The organism is Streptomyces sp. NPDC006365 (assembly GCF_042870755.1).
Taxonomy (GTDB): domain Bacteria; phylum Actinomycetota; class Actinomycetes; order Streptomycetales; family Streptomycetaceae; genus Streptomyces; species Streptomyces xiangluensis.
The window spans coordinates 1-24,630 of the sequence record NZ_JBIAHS010000003.1; the positions used below are offsets into that span (position 1 = coordinate 1).

Sequence of the window (24,630 nt, forward strand, 5' to 3'; positions counted from 1 at the left end):
GAGGCCCTGCCTTCATGCGCGTACCGACGGAAGATCACCCGACCAGGAACTCCGTTCGATCCACACGTTCCAAGATCGGTTGAGATACGGCTTCTTACGCAAACGTCTTCCTGGCAAAGGAAAACCCCTCCTTTTCCTTCCGGTCATCGACGCCCCCTCTCGAAGTGGGGACCGAAAGGCTGGCTGACTGTAGCACCGCACCGTCACTTTTCAGCCGTGATCAGACCGGCCTCTTCACCGCCCCACAGGAGGGACCGATACGGGCGCGCAACCTCCATCAGCGGCTCTTCGCGCTGCGCGGCACCCCACGCGGCTGCGGCTGTCTCAACGGGCGATCCCGATCAGGGGATGACACCTGATGCAGAGGGGACCGTACAGACCCGCTATCGGAATTGAGCTACGAGCCTGAGTCTGACTCCTTGGCCACCTGCTCCAGCCGGCTTCGGTACTCCTCCCACCAGGCCAAGTCGCCGGGCGCCGTGTTGTCGCTCCCGGGCCGCTGTCCGGTGGTCCCGTCGATGAGTTCACGGACGATGTCGGCATGCCCAGCATGCCGCTGAGTCTCGGCGATCATGTGGACAAGAATCCGGCGGAGTGGCAGCTCAGGCCGCGGACCCCAGGGCACCTGGCCGACAGCGTCGAGGGGAAGCGACTCGATCGTCACGTCCGAGTGAGCGCACACCCGGCGGTAATCGTCGACGATCTGCTCACGTGTCTCGTCGGCGGTCGCCCACAGGTCAGCGTTCGGCTCGGCAGCCCCCACGATCCAGAGCGGCGGCGCCTCAACCGGCCGGCCGAAGGTCTCGCCGAAATACGCCGCTTCGGCACCGGTCAGGTGCTTGACCAGCCCCAGCAGGTTCGTACCTGTCGCAGTCATGGGTCGGCGGATGCCGTAGTCCGACAAGCCTTCCAGCTTCCACAACAGCGCGTCACGGGCGTCCTGCAAGTAGAGACGGAGATCCGCCTTCGCGTCTGACTCGGTCATCGAACCAGTGTCCCGTTCGCGTGATCACCGTGCACTGCTTTTTCTCACGGTAAAAGGGCTGCAACCTTGACAAATCTCATTCCACAGAACGCCCTGGCAGACCGTTTGCGGGTTCTTCTGGCGGTGGAACCGGGCCGGAGCGGTGGCCTTCATCCGCGACGAGCTGCGGCGACGGATACGCACGGGGCAAGGGCCGCTGCCCCTTCCCGGTGACACTGATCGTTGACTCCCAGTCCGTGAAGGCGGCCTCCACCGTCGGCAAGGACAGCCGAGGCTATGACGCGGGCAAGGAAATCAACGGCCGCAAGAGACACATCGCTGTAGACACTCTCGGCCTGCCTGTAATGATCACGGTCACCGCCGGCGACGCCCGTGACGAGGTCATGACCAGAGACCTGCTCTGGAGCCTGCGGCTCACCCACCCGCAGATCACTCAGATCTGGGCCGACTCGGCCTACGCCCGTGACGTGCTGCCCAGTTGGAGCGCCGATCACCTTTGGTTGTCCCTGCGGCCCGTCCTGCGTCCCAAGGGGACCAGGGGCTTCGTCGTGCTGCCCCGCCGTTGGAAAGTCGAGCGGTCGATCGGCTGGATCATGAACGCCCGCCGCAACGTGAGGGACTACGAACGGCTTCCGCAGCACGCCGAGGCACGCCTGAACCGGGCATTCATCACCCTCATGACCCGGCGCCTGACCCGCACAGGCCCCCGAACCGACAGCCGGACGAAGATAGACCAGGCCCGTCGCCTGATCAGGCGACGGGGAGCACCGACGTCAAGTGTTTGTGAACAGCGCCGAAACGGCCGTCAGCGTGACTACACCCGCTTCGACCCCGAACCCTGCGGCAACGAGCCCTCCGCCCTGTCGTGGGGTGTACCGGTCCTGTCCATCTGCCTCCAGGCCGGGAAGATCACCGGGCACAACGTGGCGAGCAGATACACACCGCCAACCGTCAGCAGGGGGGAGGACAGGCCGACCGAATCCACGAGGAAACCCGCAGCCAGTCCGCCCAGCGGAGTGACCAGCTGGACCGAGGCCGTCGTCGCACTCAGCACGCGGCTGCGCAGTTCCTCCGGCACCGTCTCATACGTCACTGTGGCCATGATCGGGTTGAGCACCCCGCAGGCGAGGCCCTCAATCGCCATGATTACGGCCAGCGGCGTGAAGGTGTCGGTGAAGGCGCCCACCACGAAGCACGGTAGGCCCACGATGAGAAACGCGAGCGTGAACACTGGCCACCAGCGGCTGCCCACCGCCCCATAGACCAGCGCCCCCGTGAGTGCGCAGACCCCGAATGCCGCGTTCAGCAGACCGAGATCGATGGAACCATCAAGCTCCTCACGCGCATGCACGGGGAGGAGCACGGCGCTCCACCCTTGGTCGAGGCCCCTGGTGACCATCGTCATCAGGCACAGGCTCAGCAGCAACGGCGTGGCCGCCACGAAGCGATACCCTTCCGCGAGTTCACGACGGTAGGCACGCAGCGACGCCGGCTCCGCCCGCTGTTGGGCCTGCGCCTCGGGCAGGCCGCGCACCCCGAACGCGAACAGCGGCGCGGACACGGCGAAGGTCGCGGCATCCACCAACAGGACGTTTTCGGCACCGAGTACGGCACCGAGTACGGCGATGAGCACACCTCCGAGAGCGGATCCAGTCAGCGCCGCACAGCGTGCTGCACCGTCGTACAACCCGGCAGCCTTGGTCAGCGGCATTCCGGCGCGTTCGGCGAGCGTGGGCCACAGCACGCCGCGGGCAGTTTCACCCGGCGAACGGAACAGCCCTGTCATCGCCATCAGCACGCCCAGCATCCAGAACTGCAGGATGCCGGCGAACTGCAGCAGCGGGATCGTGGCAACGGCGACTCCGCAGGCGAGATCCGAGGCAGCACTCACCCGCCGTCGCCCGATCCGGTCGATGACCGGACTGCCGACGAGCGCAGCGAGCACTGCGGGCAGCAGTGTGCAGAACGCGACGATCCCGGCCTTGGCGGCACTGCCCGTGCTCTGCAGCACGAACCACGGCACGCCCATGTACGTGAGGCAATTCCCAGTGATCGAAACGAGGTTGGCGGCAAGAACCGTTGTCAGAGGACGGCGATCACCCGTCGAGAAGTCTTCGGGCACTACGGTGGTCTCCCATAAGGGGAAGCGCCCACCGCGAACGAAGCACGTCAGCCGGTGGGCGAAGCGAAGTGGTCAGCGTCTGGCGCGCATAGCGAGGCGCACCGCGATGCGGTGTTCACAAGCAGCGCCTCCAACACTTCGCCGGGATGACCACCCGGCACCTCCACGCATCGTCCCCTCGGGCACCGGCCCTCCGCCACGACGATCCGTTCGCAATGGGTGGCCTGGCACAGGGAATTGACCGAGTCGCACGGATGAAGACAGATCTGCTGACCACCTGGATCTCGGAGCGGCACCGGCCTCAACGGAAACCCGCGTCCGTGTGCGCTGATCAGTGAAATCCGTCGGTGTCCTCGACGGGGCAGGGTCGTCCCGGCCGAGCTGTCGCCGCCGCTGCCGCTGCCACCAGGCGAAGTCGGCTCGTCGTCCACGCCTGTCTAGCGTCTCCGGAGCGGCGCCGTGCTTCAACGCGCTAGGAAGAAAAACACCCGCTCAGACTGGACGAGGAAGCACTGAACGGCGTCAGGTTCCGCTTGCTTCGTATGCCTGCCACCGGTGCGAGTACCCCTCTCGCAGTGGCCCGCCGATCAGACCCAGGAGCTCCTTAACCTTGGCTGCCAATCGGGTTGGATCGGCCCGTTCTGCCACAGCCTGGTATCCGTCCAACAGCGCCGTTCCCAGATCTGGGTCCGCCGCCACGAGCCGGCGGGGCAGCCACTTGCCGATTCCTGTCCACGCACCATGGTGGGCAGTGAGGAGTTCGGCAGCTTCCCGAAGCACGTGGTCAGCGATGACAAGCTGCTCATGGCGGCTTGAGGGCGGGGTGTCAACCAGGTCGTCGAAGTAGCAGGTCAGCACATATCGGCCGTGGCGCCACTGCTCTGCTGTCAGGGGCGGTGGCCCCAGGGCGACAATCTCTTGTGCGAGCTGACAAGTGCGGGCCACGTGGCCATCAGGGTCAGTCAGCGTTACCCCTTGGGCATAGATGAAGACCACGGTCGCCCGGCGGCGAGCACGGTCCCACTCGAAGAACTCGGGCAAATCCCCCACGGAGTTGAGGAACAGTTCCACAAGGCGTCCTTCGTGGCGGATCACCTCCCGGCCGCTTCCGGCGGAGTCTGCGAGGAGGACACCGATGTCGAGGTCGCTGGTCGGAGTGGAACAGCCCTGGGCAGCTGACCCGCCGAGAACAGCCCCGAGCGCCTGTGGGAACAGTTCTCCTACCAGGCGACCAGCCTGAGCTAGCGCAGCTTCTTGATCACTCATAGGCGTTCATCGTGCCAGGCCAGAGACCTCGTCTCCAGACTCCAGGCAATCTGGGACCACCATCATGTACTCAAACACGCACTGACGCCGGGTCGTCGAGAGATCGCTCGCGTGGATGATGCACGCCCGCCGCACGGGTACGTGCGCCCCCCCCGTAGTCCGAACAAGGGGTTCCGGGGCGCAGCCCTGCGGCTCCTGCGAGCTCACCCGCGATCGCTGGTCTTGGGCTCTGAATATATGCCCGGGACGGGTCCCTGGGCCTCAGCAGGACGCAGGATGAGCACAGTGAGGTCGGGCCCACCGGGGGGACCGGGCACCTGACGGTCCTCGACGGTGACCAGCCTACCGGCCGTCAGGTCTGCCTCCGGTTGCCCCGGAACGGGGCTCTCACCGAGCATGCTCCGCATCACTGGCAGCGTCGCCACGGACAGGGCAGTCGCCGATCCGCCCGGCGCCGCGCCCATCGCTTCGAGCGCGGGGGGCAGTTCAGGGTCGAAGGGTGGCCGGGGTGGCGTGGTGGAAGAGAAGACGGGCGTGCCAACTCAGGTGAACTCCTTCGGTCAACCGACTGCTGACTCTTGAACATCCTGCGTGGGGGAAGACCTGCCGCCTGCGGGTCTTCTAGACGCGCAGGCGGTCATGACTCAGCCGAATGAAGTCCCTGTGCAAGGGCCCTCGATCAGAACGTCCGTGCCGGGGTGGGCGATCGTTCGGGCTCGGTGTTGATGACGTGGCCGTGGTCGGCACACCACGGGCGAGAGGAATCGCGTGAACACCGCATCCAACCCGTCGACGACAGGCGCCGCTCCCCTGCCCGCCCGGGCGGGGGCCTGCGGCCCGACTCCACCGCCATCGCCGTATCGCACGCGCCTCATCCCTGACCGTACATAGGCGACCCGAGTGAGATAGCAGAGCCCCGTAGTCTGCTCTGACGCAGACCGGTGTGATCTTCGGGGGGCTCTGATGACAGGCGGTCGCAGGTCCAGCACGGATTTCGGCGGTGGCCACATCGGACTGGTCGTCACGACCATTGCCCTGGTCGTCATTGCCAGTTTCTCGGGAGCTCGCTGGACTTTGATCGTCGCGGGGTGCTTCACGGCCTGGTTCATCCTCGCGCTGACCATCATCCGCATCAGGGGCGGACACGGCGGAGAAGTCGTTCGACTGACTTACGTCGCCACTTTCGGCTGGGGCGACTACATCACCCCCGAGGGGGGTTAAATGAAAAGCTGAAGCGGTACGGCCACGCCTACGATGCGAAACACCCCGGCTCCGGCAGCTGCAATGCCGGAGCCGGGGCGTTGTCGACGGGTGGCTATCCGAGCCAGGTGATGTTCAGGGACCGGGCGCGGGCGGCGACCAGCTGGGCGGCCGTGGACGCGGTCGGCAGCGGCTGGTCGATGCGGTACAGGGTGATCGTCATGCTCCGGCCGATGCCGTCCTGGCCGTCGACGGTGGCGGCGGGCGGGCCCGGCTGACGGGGCAGGTCCATGGTCTTGAGCTGGGCGGCGGTCGCACAGATCCCGGTCGGGACGTCCCGCCAGGACGTGAAGTACGGCTGGGGCGCGGGGAGCTGGGTCACGGCCATTGCGGCTCCCGGCGGTCGTGAGGGAGCGGGTGACGCCCTGTGGTGCTCACGCAGCGGAATGTCCTGCTTCTGCCACGTGGCGGAGATGTAGTTGAGGAGTTCGGCGGTGGCGCGCTCGGCATCGCTGGGGTTGCGCATGAGGACCCGGTCGACGGCGGACGCGACGTCCGCAGCCGGGGTCGACGGCTCCTGAGAGCCGGGGTCAACGAGGTCGAGGTCCAGGGTCAATCGGTAGCGGATCCCGCACCGGCTCTGGACGGTGATTGTGTCCTCGCGCGGCGAGTCCGGGGTAGCGACCACGAAGCGCGGGTGGTTGAGGATCGCCCCGGCGACGGCCTCCGTCAGCACCGGCTTCCCCCCTGCAGCGCCAGTGGTACTGCATGACACTCCGAGCACGCTGTTCGGGCCCGACATCGGTCCATGCCACGGTGAACGGCTGCACCGCCGGGTCATGCACACCATCGGCGGCCAATGAAGCCAACGCGGCGAGATCATCCAGGTTCGGCAACCGCAGCTCCAGGCGCGGCGTGGTCAACCGAAGGCCCGCAAGCAACCAGGGGGTTAGCGGGGTCATGACCAGGGACTCTTCTTGCCCCAAGCCAACGTGACCACTGGATTTCGAGGAGAGGCGTGTTGCGGATTCCTACGCTCCCAACCCGGTGGACCTATTCGGTCACGGCACTACACCCAGCGAAATGGCCAGCCGTGGTGATAGGGACGCCATCGCACTGGGCGGGTGAAGACGCCCCATAGTGCCTGCAGCGTGGTCCGATTCAGCTCGGGCCGGTTGGCTGGCGGGCGCTGCGGGCTGTGGGGCGCGGACCCAGCCGTGGGCGTACAGGTCATCCTTCCTCCCTGCCGAAGAGTCCTGGTGAAGTCGCCAAGGTGGGCGAGCCGGAACGAAAGTCGCGGCCGCAAGCTCCGTAGGATCGCCTGCATGGCCGTCTCCTCACAGATAGTGCCCCTGGGTACACCCGCGCCGGACTTCGCGTTGCCCGACCTGTCAGGTCGAACGGTCCGCCGGGACGACTTCGCCGCTGCACCTGGGATGCTGGTCGCATTCCTGTGCAACCACTGCCCGTACGTACGCCACATCGAGGCCGAACTCGGAAGGCTGCTCGAGGGCCACCCCAACCTGGCGGTGGTGGGCGTATGTGCCAACGACACCGACGCGTATCCGGACGACCGGCCCGAGCATCTGGCCGAGCAGGCCCGGCGGGCGGGGTGGAGCTTCTCGTACCTGGTGGATACAGACCAAACCGTCGCCCGGGCCTACCGGGCCGCCTGCACACCGGATTTCTTCCTCTACGACGCCCAGCACCGGTTGGCCTACCGCGGCGCAATGGACGACTCCACACCCGGAAGCGGCAAGCCGGTCACTGGTGCACTGCTGGACAACGCGATCAGGCACGTCCTGGCCGGTGAACCGGTACCCGAGCCCCACCGGCCAAGCCTGGGCTGCTCCATCAAATGGCGACAGTGACCGCCCCCACGAATTGGCCGCCCTCGGGTTGGAGCGGGCGACGGCGTAGCCGCGAGGACGCCATGCAAGGGTCCGTGCCGCATGCGGTCGGCACGGGCCTGGCCGGCCCGGCCTTCGGCGGCGAGGACTACGATCCACGCTCGGAGTGTGGGTGGGGCGCGCGCCCCTCAGCCGCCGCCGATTCCGTCGGCAAGCCGACGTGGGCCTGGTGGCGTGCGGTGCGCGAGGCCGGGCCGCGGCCGTGCTACCGGATGCCCGATCCGTATGTCGGGGAAGGATCACCGCCTGTTGACCGCGCACTTGGTCTGCGGGAGCGCACAGGGAACGACGCAGCTTACCGGGAGGTACTGCTCGCAGCCGTGCGCGAGGACCCACGGCAGATTGACTGCTGGGCACACCTGGGCAGCGCCGCGTTCGAGGGTGCCGAAACGGACGATTCCGCCTTGTCCGAGGCCCTGGGCTTTTACCAGACTTGCTCGGGATCTGCACAGCGGCGCAGTGCAGATCCCGAGCCGTGGTCACCGTGTGCGGGGCCTGTCACCTCCGATACCGCTGCGCCACTGCCGCGAAGGCGGCCTTGGGCTCCCATTCCATGTCGGGGTAGGTCTGCCCCCGGCGCCTTTCGAGGAGTTTGACGATGCCCAGGCCGGCCCGGTCCAGATCGTCCCTGGGGTCGCCGCCCGGGCGGTGCGGGTAGCCAGGCAGGGCGAACAAGAACACGAACGCGCTGTCCACGCCCTCGGTCTCGAAGATCTCCAGCAGTTCGCTCAGATATGCGGCCTGGCCGGCCTCGTCACGCTCGTATGTGCCGTTCAGTCGTACAGGGGCCTTGGTCTCTGGGTCGTACTCGACCACTTCCAGCACCCGCCCACCGCGATCTCCCGCGCCGCGGTAGGCCGCGGTGCCGAACCCGGTGATGGCGAGCGGCTTGGGGCCTTGGGCCAGGATGCCCACCGCGTCCCGGAACCGGTCGGCGACCTCGGCGGAGCGGATCAGCTCGAACGTCGCAATGTCGAAGGGAGTCCAGTCGACCTGCTCGAACTGGATGGATGCGTAGGTGAGCTTGCCCTGGAAGCGCTCGCGGACCGTGGCCGCGGCGTCGCGGAGGAATGCGTTGATGCGCACGCCGAGCTCGCGCATCGCTTCGGCGCGCCGCCCGGGTCGGCCCATCAGCTGCTCGACCCGCTTCTCGGGGCTCTCTCCGGGCAGGAACCCGCGGTTCATCACGCTCAGCTCGACCCCTGCGACGAACACGACTGTGGCCCCCTGCTGCCGGAGTCGTTCCGCCCGCTCGGCGCAGTCGCGGAAGAGCGTGAGGATCTGCTCCGGATCCAGCTCCAGCGGATACGGCGAGAACCAGACCTCCAGGCCGAGTTCGGCGGCGGCACCGGCGGCCAGCTCCAGTCGGTCCGGGTCGCCGCCGATGATCTGGATCGCGTTGCAGTGCAGGTCGTCGCGGATGATGGCGAGCTCGCGCCGGACCACCGCGGGGTCGAAGTGCTCGCGGGATATCTGGCCGTGCACGACGAATCCGGTGTCGTAGGTCATTCCTCTTGCTCGCATGGTGACGTCCTCTCCGTCGGTCCCGGTCGGGTCGAGGCTGACAGGAAAAGTGCGTGCACGCAAATTTGCGGGCACGCAGCCCTGTGTGGAACGCTGACACCGTGTCGACACCACCACCAGGGCTGCGGGAGCGGAAGAAGCAGGCCACACGCGAGGCGCTTCGCAAGGCAGCCCTGCGCCTGGCCGTGGAGCGCGGCCCCGACCAGGTGCGGGTCGAGGACATCGCCGAAGCGGCCGGGGTCTCGCCGCGCACCTACAACAACTACTTCGCCAGCCGCGAGCAGGCGATCGTCTCCGCTGTCACCGCGGACCGGGAGGCGCGGATCGCGGCGGCGGTCGCGGCCCGGCCCGCAGGAGTGCGCCTGGCTGACGCCGTCACCGAAGCAGTGGTCGAGCAGTACACGAACACCGGTGAGCGCGAACACGAGGCGTTGCTGCTGATCACCACCCGGCCCGCGCTGCGCGACGCGTTCCTCGACACCACCGCCGACATCGAGCCCCCTCTCACGGCGGTGATCGCCGAACGCCTAGGTGACGCCGGAGCGCACACAGCCCGCGTTCTCGCGGCGAGCGTGGCCGCGGCGGTTCGCATCGCGTTGGAAGGCTGGCTCCAGCCGACCGGGAACGCGGGGACCGCCGGGAGTTTCGGCGCCGGAGGACTGGTCGTGCCCTCCGGCTCACTGCCCGACCAACTCCGCGCGGCACTGGCCCCACTCGCGCCCGCGTTCGACGCCGCCGAGTGGCCGTGACGTTGTCCAGCGGCCCCGGCGTGACGTCTTCCAGCGGCCCCCACGCCCGCCCATACCGGACTGGATCGTCGAACTCGGCATCGACGCGGGCCGACCTCCTGTCCAGGTTCACGCCGGCGACTGCTACATGGCAGGCACACGACGCCGCACGATCAGTCGTGACGAAGCCCGCCGCCTGCTCGCCGCCGGGCTACGCGCTGCCGCCACTGCCAGCCCGACGTCCAGCTGCGCATCCTCGACTTAACAGCGACCGGTGGGGGCGCACGGCGGTTCCGGTCACCTGGACGACGCCGAGGCCGGCTGGGCCACCCTTCATCCAGAAGGTGAGGGCTCTGCCTCCCTCGGCCTGTGCAGCGCCTGAAAAGCTGTGTCACTTTTCCTGATCTGTGGAAAACGCCACCGCTGAGCGCCCGCGCGGTATCCCGCAGGCCGTCCAGGGCGGGCTCGTGGCCGCGCCCAGCAGGAACATACGGCGATAACCATATTGGTCACCGAGGCGAGCCCCGGTAATCAAGAGCATCGCAAAGGCGATCGTGTACCCACCGACGACCATCTGAAGCGCAGCGCCTGAAGCGTTCAGTTCTGACTCAATCTGCGGCATAGCCACGTTCACGATGAATACGTCGATCACGGTCATAAACTCGCCAAGCAACAGCACGATGAGCATGATCCGGCCCGTGCGCGCTCCGGTCGATAGCGGAGTGACGGTTGGCAAAACCGTCTCTTTGGCGCTCATATTTATCTCCATTCTCCCGGCGGTGCCTTATTCGAACATGGGTTATCCAGATTCAAGAGCGCACTGGCGTGCCCGTCACGAAAACTTGGCGGAGACGGTGGCTCATCAAGGTGATGGGGGCTGGGGGCTCCCGGCTCGTGATGCGTTGCCGCGGACTGGAGTGAGGCGCTCGAAGCCTGGTCCTCGGTCGGGGGGCTCGCCTCCGCCTGGCTGGGCCCAGCCGGCCAGGCGCCCCGCTTCCGCGACGACGGACGACGGGGCACCGGGCCCGATAACAGTCTCAGGGCATGCTCATGACAGATGGGGAGTTCTGGTAGGCCGCAAGCAGCCAACTACCGTCCTGGCGGGTGAGCACCCAGGTCGCGATCACAAGCCGCTCGTCCGGCACCTCGGTCTCGCCCGGGAAGAGGACGCCCGTCTCGCTGACGACCACGGCGGCGTCGTCGTTGATGAAGCGGACGTTCAGCACCTTGTCGGTGGTGGTGGAGCCCTTCAGGAAGCTGCTGAACCCGACCTCCATGCTCGCGCGAATCTCGTCCCGGGACTTTCGGTAGGACCCGGGCAGGATCGCGCTGGCGTCCTCGGTGTACTCGGCCACGAACGCGTCAGCGTCGTTCGCGTTCCAGGCCTCGTAGACACCCTTGAGTACCTTGAGGATGGCGGTCTCATCAGCCGCACGCGTCTGGTTCGCAGTCAAGGTTTGCCTCGCTTCGTCGTGCTGGTGCGGCTCACCGCGGCCTGCGGCTCACCGGGAGTCATGTGCGGCTCCACGGATACATACCGGCGGCGGGGGCAGAACTCATCGCGCCCACCGAGACATTTCTTGGGCGGTATGGCAGCGCCCGGACGGCAGCGATTCGCAGCTGGCGGGCTTGCCTGTCTGGTCGGGTACCTCGGGCCTGGAGGTGTAGGAGTCGCAGAGAGCGGCGTAGCCGCCCCGGAGCCTGCGGAGCATGACGACTTCGGGGACGGCAGACCACCACGCCGGCACGACGGGAGAAGCATGCGTCGGCCAGCCATGAGGACCGAAGACGTCCCCCGTGTGTAGCGAACTGGCGCCGAGGCCGGTCAGGATTTCCACCGATGACAAAGCCCGGCGCTGCACTCGGGCGGCAACTGGGCACGCTGCAAGAAGACCGCCGTGTACACCGCTTGCTGGGATTAGGTATCCAAGCCGGACTACGGAGGGTGCCCCATGTCAGCTGGTACCACGGTGTCGTATGGGATCCGAAGCGGCATCGACACGCTCAACAGCAGGCATCACCAGACAGGGCTGAGGGTTTTCCTCGTCATTGTCCTCGCCCATTGGGCGGAGCATATGGCCCAGGCCATACAGGTCTACTTGCTGGGCTGGCCGGTTCCGGACGCCAGGGGGGTCCTCGGCGTTCCCTTCCCCTGGCTGGTCACGTCGGAGTGGATGCACTACGGCTACGCGCTGATCATGCTCGGCGGCTTCGTGTTGCTACGGCCGGGGTTCACGGGAGCGTCACGTACCTGGTGGAACACCGCGCTAGGTATTCAGGTGTGGCACCACTTCGAGCACGGGCTGCTGCTGGTGCAGGCACTCGCCGGGTCGTACCTGTTTGGCAAGGCCGCGCCGGCCAGCGTCATCCAACTGTTCGTGCCGCGGGTGGAGTTGCACCTGTTCTACAACACAGTGGTGACTCTGCCCATGGTGGTCGCCATGATGCTGCACACGCGGAGCCACCGCGCCGACAATGCGACGGCACAGTGCACCTGCGCCGTGCCGGCCTGAGCGGCGCAGCCGAATGAACGGGGCAGAGAGCAGACAGCCCAGGCGGCAATCCGGGGTGGTGTCCCTTGTGTTGTTCATGACGGCGCTCCTGCTGCTGGGCGTGACGCTGCCCAACATGGGCAATGCCCTGCGCGCGGCGACCACCGAGGGTGTAGCCGGCATCTTCACCGCAGAACAACTGTCCTGCGTTCGCCATTCCGGCCACGAGACGTGCTCGTGGTCCGGCACGTTCCGCTCGGCTGAAGGTGCGCTCACACGCACGCCGGTCGCCTTCTCCGGAGGCAGCCGCGGCAGCCTCACGGACGGCCAGGAGATCAAGGCCGTCGACTTTGGCAGCCCCGGCCGCGTCTACGACCCTTCGAACTCCTACGAGTGGATCTTTACCGTCGCGCTACTGCTGTCCGGCTATGCCCTCCTCGTTCTCGTCGCCAAACGCGAGCTGATGCCCCCTCCTGCGCCACGCCGCGCCTCACCCCAGTCGTCATCTGGAGACCCGCTAGGTCTGACCGCTTCGCGGGGGATAGCACATACGCTGAGGAATCATTGAGTGCGATGGACAGGAACAAAACGGGACGCTGTATGGAAGTACACGGCGGCATAGCAGCTGAAGAGGTCAACGAATCAGTAGGACGCTCACTTGCAGCAATTCGAACTCGCTATTGCGAGCCTCTATCTCTTGACGAGTTGGCACTGATAGCCGGATTGAGCAAGTTTCATTTCTGTCGAATCTTCCAGCGTGAGATCGGTGTAACTCCCGTCAAATTCCTTGGTCGCGTGCGAATACAGCAAGCGATGCATTTGCTTGAGTCTACGACGTTAAGTGTCGCCGAAATCGTACGACGAGTTGGCTACAGCAGCGTCGGAACTTTCACGACTCGATTCTCGCGCTATGCTGGTTTCACGCCAGGACGATATCGCGCTGAGCAAGCAGGCACCCAATCCAAAGGCGTAGCCCCTCCGGCTCCATCTGGAGAAGGCCCGCATTAGCCTCGATTCGTCAGCGGGGGCCGATCAGGGCCTCGGCGAAGTCGTGTTGATGCCCGGTTTCTGTTCGTGAGGCCCCAGGAGGTGAGGGGCGCCGAGCCTCGCAGGCCCCACGAACTCGCGTGCTGATAGCTTCTGGTCCGTGATCGTGTATCCCCTGTGGCATGTCGGCCACCAGAACGAAGCTGGCGACGACGGCTCGACAGTGCACGTCGATGAGAGCGGCGTGTTCTGCGACGAGGCGGACGGCGACGACGTAAAGCTGCTCGGTATCTACTCAACCCAAGAACGGGTTGAAGAACGTGTGCGTCAGGCTCGACTGCTACCAGGCTTCCGTGATGAACCGGAGTGCTTCTACTTCGACGCCTGCGAGCTCGATGAGGACGATTGGACCGAGGGCTTCGTTCGAGTCCCGCCGGGCGAGTAGGCCGGTGGGCAGAGTCCCGGTGGGATGCCGCTCCGTAGTCACGTAAGCCCCAGGGCTTCGGCGTACCGCCCGCGCGCCGAGCAACCTCGGTGAGGGTGAAGCCCTTCGGTCCCCGTTCGCCGATCAGGTCCAGGGCGGCGTCGGTCAGCGCCCGTCGGAGGTCGCCGTGGTGATAGGGGGCTGATTTCCCGGTCCCGGGGCGGTCGGCGGATGCAGAGCGAGCTGACATGTTGGCGGCCTTGGCATCGACCCGCACATTAAAGGAATTCACATTGTGAATGAAGGAGTGACAACCGCGCCTCTCCGAGGCGCAACGACAAGACCTGCTTCACCACCGGGCTGAACCCCGGTGCACTACGGATGAATTCCGGTAGCTGGCCGCACGCCTCCGCGTTCGGCCGGTCGGTGGTTCAGGCCTGAGCGGGCTCTGCCTCGGGCGAGATCGATCCGGAGGCGACCTTGGACTCCGGTGCCGGAGGGGACATCTGTCGTTCGAGCCGCTCGGGCAGCGCCCAGCGGTACAGCGGCATGGCGCCGGCGGTGGTGATGACCGCGACCAGAACCAGCATGGAGAAGACGTCCTTGGTGATCATGCCCTGGGCGAGGCCGATGTTGATGAAGTTGAGGATCATCAGGCCGCGAGCGTTCATCAGCCCGCCGACCGCCCAGGACTCGCGCCAGGAGAAACCGACGCCCCGCATGGCGAGGGCGCAGCCCGCGTATTTGCCGATGAAGCCCGCCGCGAAGATCAGCAGGAACGGGCCGATCATGGCCCATCCGGCGATTCCGCCGAGTTCGGTGTTGAGGCCGGAGAAGGCGAAGAAGATCGGCAGGAGCAGGACGCAGACGAGGTCCATCATGCGGCTGTGCACGGCCTCGCGGAAGGCGGGGTTGCGGGGCATGGCGAGTCCGGCGATGAAGCCGCCGAAGACGGAGTAGATGCCGATGTAGTCGGTGAACAGTCCGGCCAGCAGGACGATGCCGACGATGACGTACATCTGGTCGAAGCCGAAGTGGCCGGTGCGCTCGACCCGTGCGCCCATCGGGCGCAGCAGGCGGGCTACGACGGTCAGCATGACAAGGGCGAACAGTGCCGTGAGGGCTATGGTGCGCAGGACGTGCAGGGCTCCGGCTCCGGTGTGCATGGCCGACAGCACGGCGAGGAAGCACCAGGCGGCGGCGTCGTCGAGGGAGGCGCCGAGCAGGGTCATGCGGCCAATGGGCGAGTTCTGCAGCCGCCGCTCGTAGAGGATGCGGGCGAGCATCGGGAAGGCCGTGATCGACAGGGCACCGCCGACGAATAGTGCGAACTCGAAGGGGGTGACGTCGGGGCGGGAGAGCCGGTCGTAGAGCAGGGGGGCGGCTCCGGCGCCGAGCAGCAGGGACGGGACGATGCCGGAGACGGTCGGCGGCGTTCTTGGTGTCCTTCTTGCCATTGCCGCCCTCGTGATCGAGGCCGGCGCCGACCAGGAACATGAAGAGCGTCAGGCCGATGGTGCTCAGGACGTAGAGGATGGGCTTCACCTCAGGGGTGAAGACCGCCTTCTGCGCTGCGGGGAAGAGCACGCCGAACAGGGTGGGACCGAGCAGGACGCCGGCGACCATCTCCCCGAGCACCCGCGGCTGTTTGACCAGCATGGCGAGGCGTCCGCAGAGGGCCGAGGCCGCCATGATGACCACGATCGCGGGCAGGACCCGTAGGACGAGTTCGAGGTTCTTGTCCGTCGTGGCGGCCAGAAAGGTCGTGTGGTGCACAACAACTCCCGTAGACATCAGGGACGTGCGGGGACGGAGGGCTAGTGCGGGCCGTCGGCGGCGAGGCGGCCGCGCAAGGCGCGGTACGCGGAGGGACCGAGGACGGTCGGCCAGCGCGCGTCGTCCGGCGCTACGACCACCGCGAACACGTTCGGGTAGGTCATGGCGGTGAAGGGAACTGCCTGGTGATGAAAGCGTCGAACGCTGAATCGGGCAGTAGGCGGCGCATGCGGTCGCCCTCCTTCTCGGCCACCGCGACGCACGTCTGCATCTGCATCATCAGGCGCTCAGGCTGATCGGCGATAACCTTGGTGTACGCGTTCGCCATGGCGTGCGGGGCCTCTTCACCGTCCTTCATCCGGGCGGCGACCGCCGAGTTCGCCCGCGGTGGCTACCACGGCACGTCGACCGAGGCGATCGCCAAGCGAGTCGGTGTCTCGCAGCCGTGTCTCTTCCGGCTCTTCCCAGGCAAGAAGGCGATCTTCCTCGCGGCGGCTCAGCGGTGCATGGAGGACACCGGGCGCACCTTCGAGGAGGCCGCCAAGGGCATTGCTCTCACGCCTCTCTTCTGCGCTCATCCTGACCGTGGGGCCCCACTCTTGCCGCCGCTCGCGCCCCGAGGGACCGGGGTAGGTACAGGAGTTGGCATCAGGCGCGGCTGATGGTGTGCCGGAACACGTCACGCAGCCCACGGAGCGATCGGATACCAAGGGATGTTCCGCAGGGCGACGTGTCGGGGTCCTGGCAGCGTGAACTGATAGTCCGGGGTTCAGGATCCGGTGCGATAGCGGGTGAGCATGAGGGCGACGGCTTCGTCCACGATCGCGGCGTCGGTGGGGTCGGGCGGGACGAAGTCGGTCCGTACGAGTTGAGGCCACAGGAACTGGCTGCAGATCATGCCGAGGAACTGTTCGGCCACTGCGGATGCCGACTGTGGCTGTCCGTCGGCCGAACGGAAGTCGAGTGTGCCGGCCTGCGCTTCGGCTTCCAGGTAGTCGCGGAGCCGGTCGAAGAAGGGGCCGCGGTCGATGGCGAAGCCGGTGCCGACGATGTCGGCGAGTTCCGGCATCTGGGGAAGTTCGGTGATGATGAGGCGGCACAGCGCCGCCGTGCCGGGCCGCGAGACCAGGCAGGCGTAGTCACGGCCGATGTGGTCCAGCCCGTACCGGGGATCACCGGGCGGGGGCGGTTCGGCGTACTGCACATCCAGCTGCCACTGTTCGGAGGTGACGGCCGCGAACAGTGCAGCCTTGGAGGGGTACCGCTTGAAGAGGGTGCCGGTCGAGACGCGGGCCTCCTTGGCGATCTGGGCAAGGGAGGTTTTGTCGTATCCCTGGGCGAGGAAGAGGTCGCGGGCGGCGCGGATGATGCGCGCGCGGTTCTCCGCTTTGATCTGCGCGTGATACCCGGCCCGGCACGTATCGCCACCGGCTTCCGCTCGGTCGGCCACCGACATACCCACGCCCCTCGCCCGTCTCCCAGCCGCATCCTCGATGTCAGAGGACGGTCTGGCCTCCGTCCAGGATAAGGTCCTGGCCCACAGCGAAGGCGGAGACATCGGAGGCCAGGTACACGACGGCTTCCGCGACCTCCTCGGGCATACCCATGCGACCCAGCGGGATGCCGGAGCTGATCCCCTCCAGGACCGCCGCCTGCACCGCGGGGTCCTCGATCCCGAGCTTGGAGTACAGCGGGGTGTCCACCGGACCGGGGCTGACCGCGTTGAACCGGATGCCGTGCGACCTGAGCAGGTCCGCGTTCCACGACCGCATCAGGGAGCCGACAGCCGCCTTCGTCGCGGCGTAGGCGTTCGACTGCCCGTAGCCGCCGTGCGCGCTGTTGGACGCGTTGAGGATGACCGAGGACGGGTTGGCCAGCACGGGCACCAGGGCCTGTGTGAGAAAGAAGACGCTCTTGACGTTGATGTCGAAGAGCCGGTCGAAACTGTCCTCCGTGTGGTCCTCGAACGGCCGCCAGTCCGAGACTCCGGCGTTCAGGAACGCCACGTCCAGCTCCCCGAAGTGCTCACGCACCCGCTCCGCCAGACCGCGCTGCGCATCGAGATCGCGCGCATCGGCCTGCACCACTGGCACCTTGTCCCCGAGGATCTGCCGCGCCTTGTCGATGCTGGCCGGTGTGACACCTGTGACCAGCACGTCGGCCCCCTCCGCGACAAAACGCTGCGCGGTCTCCAGACCGATCCCACTCGTGCCGCCGGTGATGAGGGCGCGCTTGCCCGCAAGACGATTCATGTTCATTGTTCCTTGCCGAGGCGTAAGGTAAGTCGATGGACTCACCACTCGAAGGTAACTCCCGCACCACCCTTGAGGCAAGTCGATCCACTTACCATTGGTGGCATGGAGCCGTTCGGCCACGCCGGAGAAGGTGGCCGACACCGGCTCGAAGGCCTTGTCGCTGCCGTCCGCGAGGAGCCGGGCGACGGTGGTCTTCCCGACGCCGGGCGGCCCCGCAGGTGGGTGGAGCTGAGGCGCTGCTGGGCGAGCATGCGGGCCCAGCTGCGGCGTCCGCGGTCAGGAGGTGGTCCTGCCCGACGACGTCTTCCAGCTTTGTGGGGCGCAGGCGGTCGGCGACTGGCCGGGAGGGCTCCTCGTCGAAGAGCGCCAGGGTCACTACGGTCGGTTCCATCGGTCTCTCGGGTCGCAGGCGAAACGTGTGCGGACGGGGCGAGCCCTTGCACGGGACACTGACGAGCGAGGGCTCAGCCGTTCGCAGGGAAGCTCGCGGCGCTCATCGGGCACTGGGGCGGTCGCGTCGCGGCAGCCGCTCGGCGACCAGGCCGTAGGAATCTTCGACCGCGTCGGTGATCAGTCGCTCGGTGATGCCGGGTCCCGGCCCCAGTGAGATCCAGTGGCGTTTGTCGAGGTAGCGGCCCGGTGTGATCGAGGCGTAGCCGCGTACGTGCGCGCGGGCGTGTTCGGGTTCGCACTTGACCGTGATGATCTGCTCGTCCGGGTCGTCGGTGACGATCAGGAACATTTTCCCCGCGACCCTGTACACGTCGAGTCCCGGGGTGAAGGGGTATCCGTGGCTGACGTCGGGGAGGGCCAGGGCCGCCTGGCGGGCGGTGTCCTGGAGCCGGTCACCGGCCGCGCTCACCGGGCCGCCCGTGCGCCGGTGCCGTAGGTGTGCGGGTCGACAGGCCGCTCGGCCTTGGGCAGGTGGGCGACGACGAGCCGGTAGGAGTCGGTGACGAGCTCAACGACGAGCTCCCTGTCGACACCTTCTCCGCTCTCCAGCGTGATCCAGTGCTTCTTGTTCATGTGGTAGCCGGGGGTGATGTGGCTGTACTGCTCCCGCAGGGCGTGGGCCTCGCCGGGGTCCGCCTTGAGGATCACGACGGGCCGCCCCGGGACGTCGGTCATCAGCATGAACACCTTGCCGCCTACCTTGTAGACCTCCCAGTCCGGGCCGAAGGGATGCTCCAGCCGGGCTCCGGGGAGTTCCTCCGCGCAGTCGGCGGCGGTCTTGTGCAGGGCCAATCCGTTCATGGGTGGTGCGCCTTCTCAAGTGGTGACGGACGTGGCATCGAAGGAGGCGGAGGGCGCGCCGCGCGGGCGCGGTGGCACGTCCCATCCTTCCGTCGAAGCCGACTGGAAGGGCGGTAGGCTGCGGACACGTGATGGTCGACAAGCGACACTCCGGGCCGGGCGGAACCGCGGCCGGACCAGCTGCGGTTCCGCTGTACGGTTTCCAGCCCCCGGTCGGTACTCCCTACGGCCTTGAGGTGAGTACCGTCGAGGACTTCTTCGCCCAGCACGACGACTGGCCGTGGAACCCGCCCCGTCCGGGCCGTGCCACCTTCCACTACCTCATCGGGGTCACCGAGGGTGAGCTGCGGCACGACGTCGACCACGTCACGCGGACCGTCGCCCCCGGCCAGTGGCTATGGGTGCGTCCCGGGCACGCGCAGCGCTGGCATCCGCCCGGCGCGGCCCACGGCCCGTTCATCCTGTTCGAACCGGACGTGCTGCGGCCCGACCTCGCCCGTCTCCTGGCCCCGCTCACCGCGCACGACGCCCCTGCCGTGCTCACCCCGCACCCCGACGACACCGCCTGGCTCCAGCAGACGGCACTCCAACTCCTGGACGAACACCGCGCACTGGGGCGCCGCCCCCTCGACACCCACCACGCCCTGCGGCGCAGCCTGCTCGAATCGCTGCTGCTGCGCCTGGCCAACTCCCCGGGCATCGCTCCCATCGGCACGGCCACGGCCGGCACGGGCCGTGCCGACAGGTACGGGCGGTTCCTGGACGCCTTGGAGCTGCACTTCCGCGAACTGCACCAAGCCGCGGACTACGCCGAGTTGCTCGGCTGCTCGGTCCGCACCCTCAGCCGCGCCACCCGGGACGCCACCGGCAAGGGAGTACGCGAACTCATCGACGAGCGGCGCCTCCTGGAAGCCCGGCGCCTGCTGGGAGGTGCCCGGTGGGATGCCCGGACTGTGGCCGTCCACCTCGGCTTCACCGATCCCGCGAACTTCGGCCGCTTCTTCCGCGACCGCAGCGGTCTCACCCCGGCCGCCTTCGCGGCCCGCGCAGCGAGGACCGACGCGTGACGGAAACGCGGCGGAGACCCCTTGCCCGTCAGGAGGCGAGGGCTCCCTTCGCGGTCTGCGTGAACGCCCAATGGGAGTGCACGATGCACCACTCGCCGTCGAACAGCCGGTACGCCTCGGTGGCGTTCCAGGCGCGCCGTTGCCGTTCGCTGCCGTTGCCGTCGCGGACACAGGTGTTCAGGTTGTAGGGCCAGGACCGCGAAGTCACCGCTGTCGGCGACGCTCACCGCCGGGTAGAGGTACTCACTGCGCACGATGTGCGGGTTCGAGTAGATCGACTCGAGGTGTGCGATGACCTTGTCGCGTCCCACGACCAGTTCCTTGAGGATCGGGTCGAAGTAGCTGATCTCCTCGGGGTAGTTGTCGAGGTAGCCGTGGTTGTCGCCGACGCTCCACCGTTCGTTGAAGGACTTCTCCCACTCCTCTGCCAGTTCCTCTTACGGATGCTGTGGCCGGCCGTTGTCGACCGTCGCGCATCGTGGGTGGTTGGTTGTCGTTTCTCAGTTGCCCAGGTCTCAGTCGTCCAGGACGACGACGTGCTTGCCCGGCGTGGTGCCGGACTCGAGGTCGGCCTGGGCGTCACGGACCTGTTCCAGGCCGTGGTAGACCTTCGCGACCGGGACTTTGAGACGTCCTGCGGCGATGGCCTGGAGCTGGCGGGCGAAGACGTCGGCCGGGAGGTCGGCGGCCTGACCGCCGTAGGACGTCAGGCGCACCCCGTTGGGGATCATGAACGGGGTGAAATCGGGGATCGTCCACTGGCCGTCCAGGGCTCCGGTGAAGCAGACCGTGCCGTGCCGGCGAACGATGCGGAGAGTGTCGGCGAGGACCGAGCAGCCCACCAGTTCCAGTACGGCGTCGACACCCTCCGGCATCAGCTCGCTCACCTGGTCGGCGATCGTGCCGGTGTCGACGAGGGGATGGTCGACGCCCGCGGCCCGCAGTCCCCCGGCCCGCTCCGGGCTGCGGGTGGTGGACAGCACGGTGGCTCCGAGGTCCTTCGCGATCGTGGCGGCGCTCAGCCCGACCGTGGAGGTGCCGCCGCGGATCAGCAGCGTCTGCCCGGCCTTGAGGTCCAGGCCGGTGGTCAGCGATCCGTAGGCGGTCTGGAACATCTCCGGCAGCGCACCGACGACCTCCCACGGCAGGCCGGTCTCGAACGGGATGACCTGTGCCGCGGGGACAGTCACGTACTGGGCGTACGCGCCGTCGTACGAGCGCCCCATGCCGCCCATCATCGTGGCCACCTGCTGTCCCGGCCGCAGCGAACCGTTCTCGTCGACGTCATCGACCACGCCGACGCCCTCGATGCCGGGCACACGCGGGTAGGTGACCACCGCGTCCGACTCACCCTTGCGGGTGGTGACCTCTGACTCGTTGAGGCCGAACGCCTTCACCTTGATCCGCACCCAGCCGGGCTTGCGTACGGGCACCGGCACATCCTTGATCTCCAGTGCGTCGAGGTCGCCGGGCCGGGTGACGACGACGGCCCGCATCGTCCCCGGTGCGGCGTCACCGCCTGCTGTCGGCTGGCTCATACCGAGCTCCTTACTGTGCTCGCCCCGTGGGAAGGCCCAGCCGGGGCTCCAGGCGCAGGAACCCAGGTGATCAGCCCGTGGCCCTGCGCTGTTCCGTATCGTCCGACGGCCGTCAGGGGCGGGCGATGTTCTCGAACAGGTCGAGGACCGCCTGGTAGTGGGCGCTGGGCTCGGAGGGAGGGTTGCCGACACTTCCCGAGGTGGGCCGGTCCGTGACGGCGGGCCACAGGCGGGTCTGCTCGCCGGTGACGAAGTCGAGCACGATGTCGCGGATACGCGTGTCACGGCCGGCCTGTTCGGGGCTGCGGCCCGGCTGTTCCTGGCCGACCAGGGCGTACATCTCGGTGCCGTGCACGGCGGGCGCGCCCTCGGCGGGCCCGATCGCGAGGAGATGGGCGTTGCCGCCCGCGGCGGCGTGGGCCAGAGCGCCGCGAGCGGCGGGGAGCGTGAAAATGTAGTCCGTCAGGAGCGCGGCGCGGACCTCGGCAGGGGTACGGCCGCCCTGGTCGTAGATGTCGACGATCCTCTTGGCGCGGGAGCGGGGAATGCGCCACCCCGCGAATTCGTCGGTGACGCGGTCGACGGTGTGCGGGTCGAACCGGTCGAGGTCGTTCGCCACCCACCAGCCCATCTCGTCGCCGGCCGTGCTCAGGAGTACGTCGACGTCCCGGTGCGAGCCCGAGGCCAGGACTTCCAGGGGGTGGGCGTGCAGCACCGAGCCGGGCTGTTCGGCGTCCAGGACGACGCCGAGGCTCTGGTTGTCCATCCCGCCCCGGACTCCGAGATCCGTCGGACAGACCTTGCGCAGGGCGGCCACCAGGGAGGCCGTGTCGAGATCGATCAGCTTGTCGGGGTTGCCCGCGACACCGAGTTCGGTGACGAACCGCTCCGCGAGCTCCTCGGCCCACCAGGCCGGGACGAGACGCGAGGGCGCGCCGGAGAATCCGGCCAGTCGCCGGTACAGGCCGTCCGCGGAGGAGGCTCCGAGCAGCCCGAGGGCGGAGTAGGCGCCGGCGCTGTGGCCGAAGACGGTGACGTCGTCGGGGTCGCCACCGAAGGAGGCGATGTTCTGCTTGACCCAGGCAAGCGCGGCGATGACGTCCTGCAGGCCGAGGTTGCTGGCCTCGGCGAGCCGCCCGCCGTACTGCGACAGCGAGAGCGCGCCCAGTGCGCCGAGCCGGTAGTTGACCGACACGCTCACCACGCGCCCCGACGCGGCGAGACCGGCGGCGTTCGAGGTGATCTGCGTGTTCGCGCCGTACTCGAATCCGCCGCCATGGATGTACACGGCGACTGGGAGCGCCTTCCCGGCCGGCTGCTCGGGAGCCCACACGTTCAGGTTCAGGCAGTCCTCGCCCGTCCCGCTGTCCGCTTCGAGCCAGTCGCCGCTGTCGGGCTGGACAGAGACGACGCCCTTGCGGTCATAGGGGCGGTCCGGATCGAAATCCGCGACCACGGGGCGGCGGTATCGCTCGGCGGTGGCGAACGGGATTCCCCACCAGGACCGCACCCCTGGTGCAGTCGGAGCCTTGGGCGCGGTCGCGGTCATGGCGTGAGATTCCTTCCGGTGCGGTCGGGGTGTTTCGCGCGGCGTGTCGGCGGCTGATCGCTCGCGGTGACGCTGTCCAAGCATTCCCTGGACTCCGGTAAATCGCCGAGCGGACAGCAGTCACCCGGTGGTCATCAGGTGACACTTTTCTGTACCTCCTTCTCGTAGCCAGGCCGCGGCGGTGGCCTGGACGGTCTGAGGTCCTGCCGTCAGCGCGCCCGGGGACCTTGGCCAGGGGAAGCCAGCCGTGCAGGCACAGCACGGCGCCACCGGTGAAGGGGATCGCTGCGGCCCTGGGCCGCAGCCTCTACCTGGCCCACATCCACTACGAGGTCCACCACCGGACCTGATCACCCCTGGTTCGGCGAGATCTACTCCAAGGGAGACCCCGTCATCCCCGTCGACTACGTCGGCGCGAAGATCGCCCACCCCACCCTGCAAGCGGACACCAGCTTGCACGAGGACCCCGAGGACATCGCCGGACACGGCTTCCGGGGCCCCTAGCGGACAAAGGACTTCGACTTCCTCCCGCCCTGGTCCTCGCCGTCGTCACCATCCCCGCCCATGCCGTCGCCCTCAAAGGCCCTGGCCTGCCGCGCCTCCCACCTCGGCTCACGCCCGTGACGGAGCGAGAGCGGTCAGCCGCAGCAGCGATTGGCGATCAAGGGAGTTACTGAACTGCCTGACCGAGTAGGGGCTCACCGACTTCCAGAACGCCGCACCCCACCACTTCATCGCCCGCACCGCTTGGCCTGAGGTGATCAACGCCCGGTCCGGGATCAGGGTTTCCAGGTGCGCAGGAACGAGGCGATTCGGGCGGCGGTGCAGCGCGGGTTGCTCAACTCGTGGGCGAGTGCCGTGAGCTGTTCGCGGGTGGGGTTGACGGGGATGTTGCTGGCCTCGAGGTACATGACGGCGACGGCGCAGGCGACGGTGAGGTTCGAGCGCTCCAGCCAGCGGCAGCGGCCCAGCGTGTGTACCAGGGCGGCGGCGCGGGCGTACGGGCCGTCGTAGACGGGGGTGTCGATGAGTTCGCCGCGGTGGCGGGCGACGGCGGCGAGGGGCACGCCGTAGTCGTCGGCGGCCGGGTCACGGTGGCCGGCCCGTTCGGCGACTTCGAGGATCCAGGATTCGTCGACGTGCAGGATCACGCGGCGGCGCCCGGCTGCGGCTCGGCGTACGGGGCGTCGAACTGCTGCTCCAGGTCGTCGAGGAACGTGCCGTGCTCATCGATGAACCGCTGGGCGGCCGTCATACCAGCGGCGCGGGCGCCGGTGGTGTCCTCGATGATGAGCCGCTCCACGTACTTGTTGAAGTCCAGCCCGCGAGCATGCGCGGCGCCCTTGCCGGCTGCGAGGACGTCCTCGTCCAGCCGGACCTGAGTCTGCTTCTTCGTGGAAGTCACACCCGCATGGTAGCAGGGTGGTAGCAGGAGGGGGCTGTTGCACAGTGCCGCCGCGCGCGCCTGCGAGATCCCGGCCGCTGGCCGCTTCACCATCAGCAAGTCTTAGCGCTCTCAAGGAGGTCATGCCAGGTAGGCGTAGGCGATGCCG

Annotated in this window: 27 protein-coding genes and 4 pseudogenes; 11 read left to right on the forward strand and 20 right to left on the reverse strand. The window is 67.6% G+C overall.

Going from position 1 to position 24,630, the window contains the following annotated elements; genetic code table 11:
* Window positions 1-397: 397 nt before the first annotated feature.
* The gene (locus ACFYO0_RS09005; RefSeq protein ID WP_388672796.1) at window positions 398-985 is read right to left on the reverse strand and encodes a DinB family protein; all 588 of its coding nucleotides are present in this window, start codon (window positions 983-985) and stop codon (window positions 398-400) included.
* Window positions 986-1,194: 209 nt separating this feature from the next.
* Here ACFYO0_RS09005 and ACFYO0_RS09010 point away from each other — a divergent pair.
* Window positions 1,195-1,641 (forward strand): annotated as a pseudogene (locus ACFYO0_RS09010) (transposase); the annotation flags it as partial.
* A gap of 158 nt (window positions 1,642-1,799) precedes the next feature.
* Here the strand turns inward: ACFYO0_RS09010 and ACFYO0_RS09015 are convergent.
* Both ACFYO0_RS09015 and ACFYO0_RS09020 read right to left on the reverse strand, forming a co-directional pair.
* Window positions 1,800-3,107 carry an MFS transporter gene (locus ACFYO0_RS09015; RefSeq protein ID WP_388672798.1) on the reverse strand — a complete coding sequence of 436 codons (1,308 nt, stop codon included), beginning with the start codon at window positions 3,105-3,107 and terminating at the stop codon, window positions 1,800-1,802.
* 522 nt (window positions 3,108-3,629) lie between these two features.
* Window positions 3,630-4,373: a nucleotidyltransferase domain-containing protein gene (locus ACFYO0_RS09020; RefSeq protein ID WP_388672800.1), complete on the reverse strand. Its 744-nt coding sequence runs from the start codon at window positions 4,371-4,373 to the stop codon at window positions 3,630-3,632.
* A gap of 963 nt (window positions 4,374-5,336) precedes the next feature.
* Between ACFYO0_RS09020 and ACFYO0_RS09025 the strand changes: the two genes are divergently transcribed.
* Window positions 5,337-5,594: a hypothetical protein gene (locus ACFYO0_RS09025; RefSeq protein WP_388672802.1), complete on the forward strand. Its 258-nt coding sequence runs from the start codon at window positions 5,337-5,339 to the stop codon at window positions 5,592-5,594.
* Window positions 5,595-5,688: 94 nt separating this feature from the next.
* On the opposite strand, the gene ACFYO0_RS09030 is transcribed toward ACFYO0_RS09025, so the two are convergent.
* Window positions 5,689-6,309, reverse strand: coding sequence for a hypothetical protein (locus ACFYO0_RS09030; RefSeq protein WP_388672804.1), 621 nt, complete (start codon window positions 6,307-6,309; stop codon window positions 5,689-5,691).
* 589 nt (window positions 6,310-6,898) lie between these two features.
* Here ACFYO0_RS09030 and ACFYO0_RS09035 point away from each other — a divergent pair.
* Window positions 6,899-7,444: a thioredoxin family protein gene (locus ACFYO0_RS09035; protein WP_388672806.1), complete on the forward strand. Its 546-nt coding sequence runs from the start codon at window positions 6,899-6,901 to the stop codon at window positions 7,442-7,444.
* A gap of 537 nt (window positions 7,445-7,981) precedes the next feature.
* Here the strand turns inward: ACFYO0_RS09035 and ACFYO0_RS09040 are convergent.
* Window positions 7,982-8,992, reverse strand: coding sequence for a hypothetical protein (locus tag ACFYO0_RS09040; RefSeq protein WP_388674190.1), 1,011 nt, complete (start codon window positions 8,990-8,992; stop codon window positions 7,982-7,984).
* Window positions 8,993-9,108: 116 nt separating this feature from the next.
* Here ACFYO0_RS09040 and ACFYO0_RS09045 point away from each other — a divergent pair, with 116 nt between their 5' ends.
* Together ACFYO0_RS09045 and ACFYO0_RS09050 are read left to right on the forward strand one after the other, a co-directional pair.
* Window positions 9,109-9,756: a TetR/AcrR family transcriptional regulator gene (locus ACFYO0_RS09045; protein ID WP_388672808.1), complete on the forward strand. Its 648-nt coding sequence runs from the start codon at window positions 9,109-9,111 to the stop codon at window positions 9,754-9,756.
* A 79-nt stretch (window positions 9,757-9,835) separates the two neighbouring features.
* The gene (locus ACFYO0_RS09050) at window positions 9,836-10,000 is read left to right on the forward strand and encodes a DUF6233 domain-containing protein (RefSeq protein WP_388674192.1); all 165 of its coding nucleotides are present in this window, start codon (window positions 9,836-9,838) and stop codon (window positions 9,998-10,000) included.
* 126 nt (window positions 10,001-10,126) lie between these two features.
* On the opposite strand, the gene ACFYO0_RS09055 is transcribed toward ACFYO0_RS09050, so the two are convergent.
* A complete protein-coding gene (locus tag ACFYO0_RS09055) occupies window positions 10,127-10,492 on the reverse strand; it encodes an MFS transporter (RefSeq protein WP_388672810.1) in 366 nt (121 codons plus the stop codon).
* Window positions 10,493-10,772: 280 nt separating this feature from the next.
* Window positions 10,773-11,189 carry an SgcJ/EcaC family oxidoreductase gene (locus ACFYO0_RS09060; protein ID WP_388672812.1) on the reverse strand — a complete coding sequence of 139 codons (417 nt, stop codon included), beginning with the start codon at window positions 11,187-11,189 and terminating at the stop codon, window positions 10,773-10,775.
* 498 nt (window positions 11,190-11,687) lie between these two features.
* Here ACFYO0_RS09060 and ACFYO0_RS09065 point away from each other — a divergent pair, with 498 nt between their 5' ends.
* The 4 genes from ACFYO0_RS09065 to ACFYO0_RS09080 all read left to right on the forward strand — a co-directional run bounded on the left by ACFYO0_RS09065 (window position 11,688) and on the right by ACFYO0_RS09080 (window position 13,659).
* On the forward strand, window positions 11,688-12,248 hold the full coding sequence (locus ACFYO0_RS09065; protein WP_388672814.1) for a hypothetical protein: 561 nt from the start codon (window positions 11,688-11,690) through the stop codon (window positions 12,246-12,248).
* A gap of 76 nt (window positions 12,249-12,324) precedes the next feature.
* On the forward strand, window positions 12,325-12,795 hold the full coding sequence (locus tag ACFYO0_RS09070; protein ID WP_388672816.1) for a hypothetical protein: 471 nt from the start codon (window positions 12,325-12,327) through the stop codon (window positions 12,793-12,795).
* Between the two features lie 32 nt (window positions 12,796-12,827).
* The gene (locus ACFYO0_RS09075) at window positions 12,828-13,235 is read left to right on the forward strand and encodes a helix-turn-helix domain-containing protein (protein WP_388674194.1); all 408 of its coding nucleotides are present in this window, start codon (window positions 12,828-12,830) and stop codon (window positions 13,233-13,235) included.
* Window positions 13,236-13,374: 139 nt separating this feature from the next.
* Complete coding sequence (locus tag ACFYO0_RS09080) at window positions 13,375-13,659, forward strand: hypothetical protein (RefSeq protein ID WP_388672818.1); 285 nt, start codon at window positions 13,375-13,377, stop codon at window positions 13,657-13,659.
* Between the two features lie 410 nt (window positions 13,660-14,069).
* Here the strand turns inward: ACFYO0_RS09080 and ACFYO0_RS09085 are convergent, their stop codons facing one another.
* The 4 genes and pseudogenes from ACFYO0_RS09085 to ACFYO0_RS09100 all read right to left on the reverse strand — a co-directional run.
* A complete protein-coding gene (locus ACFYO0_RS09085) occupies window positions 14,070-15,095 on the reverse strand; it encodes a cation:proton antiporter (protein ID WP_388672820.1) in 1,026 nt (341 codons plus the stop codon).
* Between the two features lie 73 nt (window positions 15,096-15,168).
* Window positions 15,169-15,432: pseudogene (locus ACFYO0_RS09090) on the reverse strand (hypothetical protein); the annotation flags it as partial.
* A 23-nt stretch (window positions 15,433-15,455) separates the two neighbouring features.
* Window positions 15,456-15,578: a hypothetical protein gene (locus tag ACFYO0_RS09095; protein ID WP_388672822.1), complete on the reverse strand. Its 123-nt coding sequence runs from the start codon at window positions 15,576-15,578 to the stop codon at window positions 15,456-15,458.
* A 68-nt stretch (window positions 15,579-15,646) separates the two neighbouring features.
* Window positions 15,647-15,766, reverse strand: a pseudogene (locus tag ACFYO0_RS09100) (TetR family transcriptional regulator); the annotation flags it as partial.
* Here ACFYO0_RS09100 and ACFYO0_RS09105 point away from each other — a divergent pair.
* Window positions 15,741-15,965: pseudogene (locus ACFYO0_RS09105) on the forward strand (TetR/AcrR family transcriptional regulator); the annotation flags it as partial. The pseudogenes ACFYO0_RS09100 and ACFYO0_RS09105 overlap by 26 nt on opposite strands.
* 218 nt (window positions 15,966-16,183) lie before the next feature.
* Here the strand turns inward: ACFYO0_RS09105 and ACFYO0_RS09110 are convergent.
* From ACFYO0_RS09110 to ACFYO0_RS09125, 4 genes are all read right to left on the reverse strand, one after another.
* Window positions 16,184-16,870 carry a TetR/AcrR family transcriptional regulator gene (locus tag ACFYO0_RS09110; protein ID WP_388672824.1) on the reverse strand — a complete coding sequence of 229 codons (687 nt, stop codon included), beginning with the start codon at window positions 16,868-16,870 and terminating at the stop codon, window positions 16,184-16,186.
* A 40-nt stretch (window positions 16,871-16,910) separates the two neighbouring features.
* Window positions 16,911-17,666 (reverse strand): SDR family oxidoreductase, encoded by a 756-nt coding sequence (locus tag ACFYO0_RS09115; RefSeq protein ID WP_388672826.1) that lies wholly within the window; start codon window positions 17,664-17,666, stop codon window positions 16,911-16,913.
* A 496-nt stretch (window positions 17,667-18,162) separates the two neighbouring features.
* Entirely contained in the window at window positions 18,163-18,531 is a 369-nt protein-coding gene (locus ACFYO0_RS09120) for an MmcQ/YjbR family DNA-binding protein (protein WP_388672828.1), read from the reverse strand.
* Entirely contained in the window at window positions 18,528-18,923 is a 396-nt protein-coding gene (locus tag ACFYO0_RS09125; protein ID WP_388672830.1) for an MmcQ/YjbR family DNA-binding protein, read from the reverse strand. The genes ACFYO0_RS09120 and ACFYO0_RS09125 overlap by 4 nt, the downstream gene beginning before the upstream one ends.
* A 236-nt stretch (window positions 18,924-19,159) precedes the next feature.
* On the opposite strand from ACFYO0_RS09125, the gene ACFYO0_RS09130 reads away from it, so the two are divergent.
* Complete coding sequence (locus tag ACFYO0_RS09130; protein WP_388672832.1) at window positions 19,160-19,990, forward strand: helix-turn-helix domain-containing protein; 831 nt, start codon at window positions 19,160-19,162, stop codon at window positions 19,988-19,990.
* Window positions 19,991-20,018: 28 nt separating this feature from the next.
* Here ACFYO0_RS09130 and ACFYO0_RS09135 read toward each other — a convergent pair whose 3' ends face one another.
* The 5 genes from ACFYO0_RS09135 to ACFYO0_RS09155 all read right to left on the reverse strand — a co-directional run bounded on the left by ACFYO0_RS09135 (window position 20,019) and on the right by ACFYO0_RS09155 (window position 24,482).
* On the reverse strand, window positions 20,019-20,198 hold the full coding sequence (locus ACFYO0_RS09135; RefSeq protein ID WP_388672834.1) for a hypothetical protein: 180 nt from the start codon (window positions 20,196-20,198) through the stop codon (window positions 20,019-20,021).
* Between the two features lie 307 nt (window positions 20,199-20,505).
* Window positions 20,506-21,528: an alcohol dehydrogenase catalytic domain-containing protein gene (locus ACFYO0_RS09140; protein WP_388672836.1), complete on the reverse strand. Its 1,023-nt coding sequence runs from the start codon at window positions 21,526-21,528 to the stop codon at window positions 20,506-20,508.
* Between the two features lie 112 nt (window positions 21,529-21,640).
* Window positions 21,641-23,077 (reverse strand): carboxylesterase family protein, encoded by a 1,437-nt coding sequence (locus ACFYO0_RS09145; RefSeq protein ID WP_388672838.1) that lies wholly within the window; start codon window positions 23,075-23,077, stop codon window positions 21,641-21,643.
* 779 nt (window positions 23,078-23,856) lie between these two features.
* The gene (locus tag ACFYO0_RS09150; RefSeq protein WP_388672840.1) at window positions 23,857-24,228 is read right to left on the reverse strand and encodes a fic family toxin-antitoxin system, toxin component; all 372 of its coding nucleotides are present in this window, start codon (window positions 24,226-24,228) and stop codon (window positions 23,857-23,859) included.
* Window positions 24,225-24,482: a hypothetical protein gene (locus tag ACFYO0_RS09155; RefSeq protein WP_388672842.1), complete on the reverse strand. Its 258-nt coding sequence runs from the start codon at window positions 24,480-24,482 to the stop codon at window positions 24,225-24,227. The genes ACFYO0_RS09150 and ACFYO0_RS09155 overlap by 4 nt, the downstream gene beginning before the upstream one ends.
* Window positions 24,483-24,630: the final 148 nt, after the last annotated feature.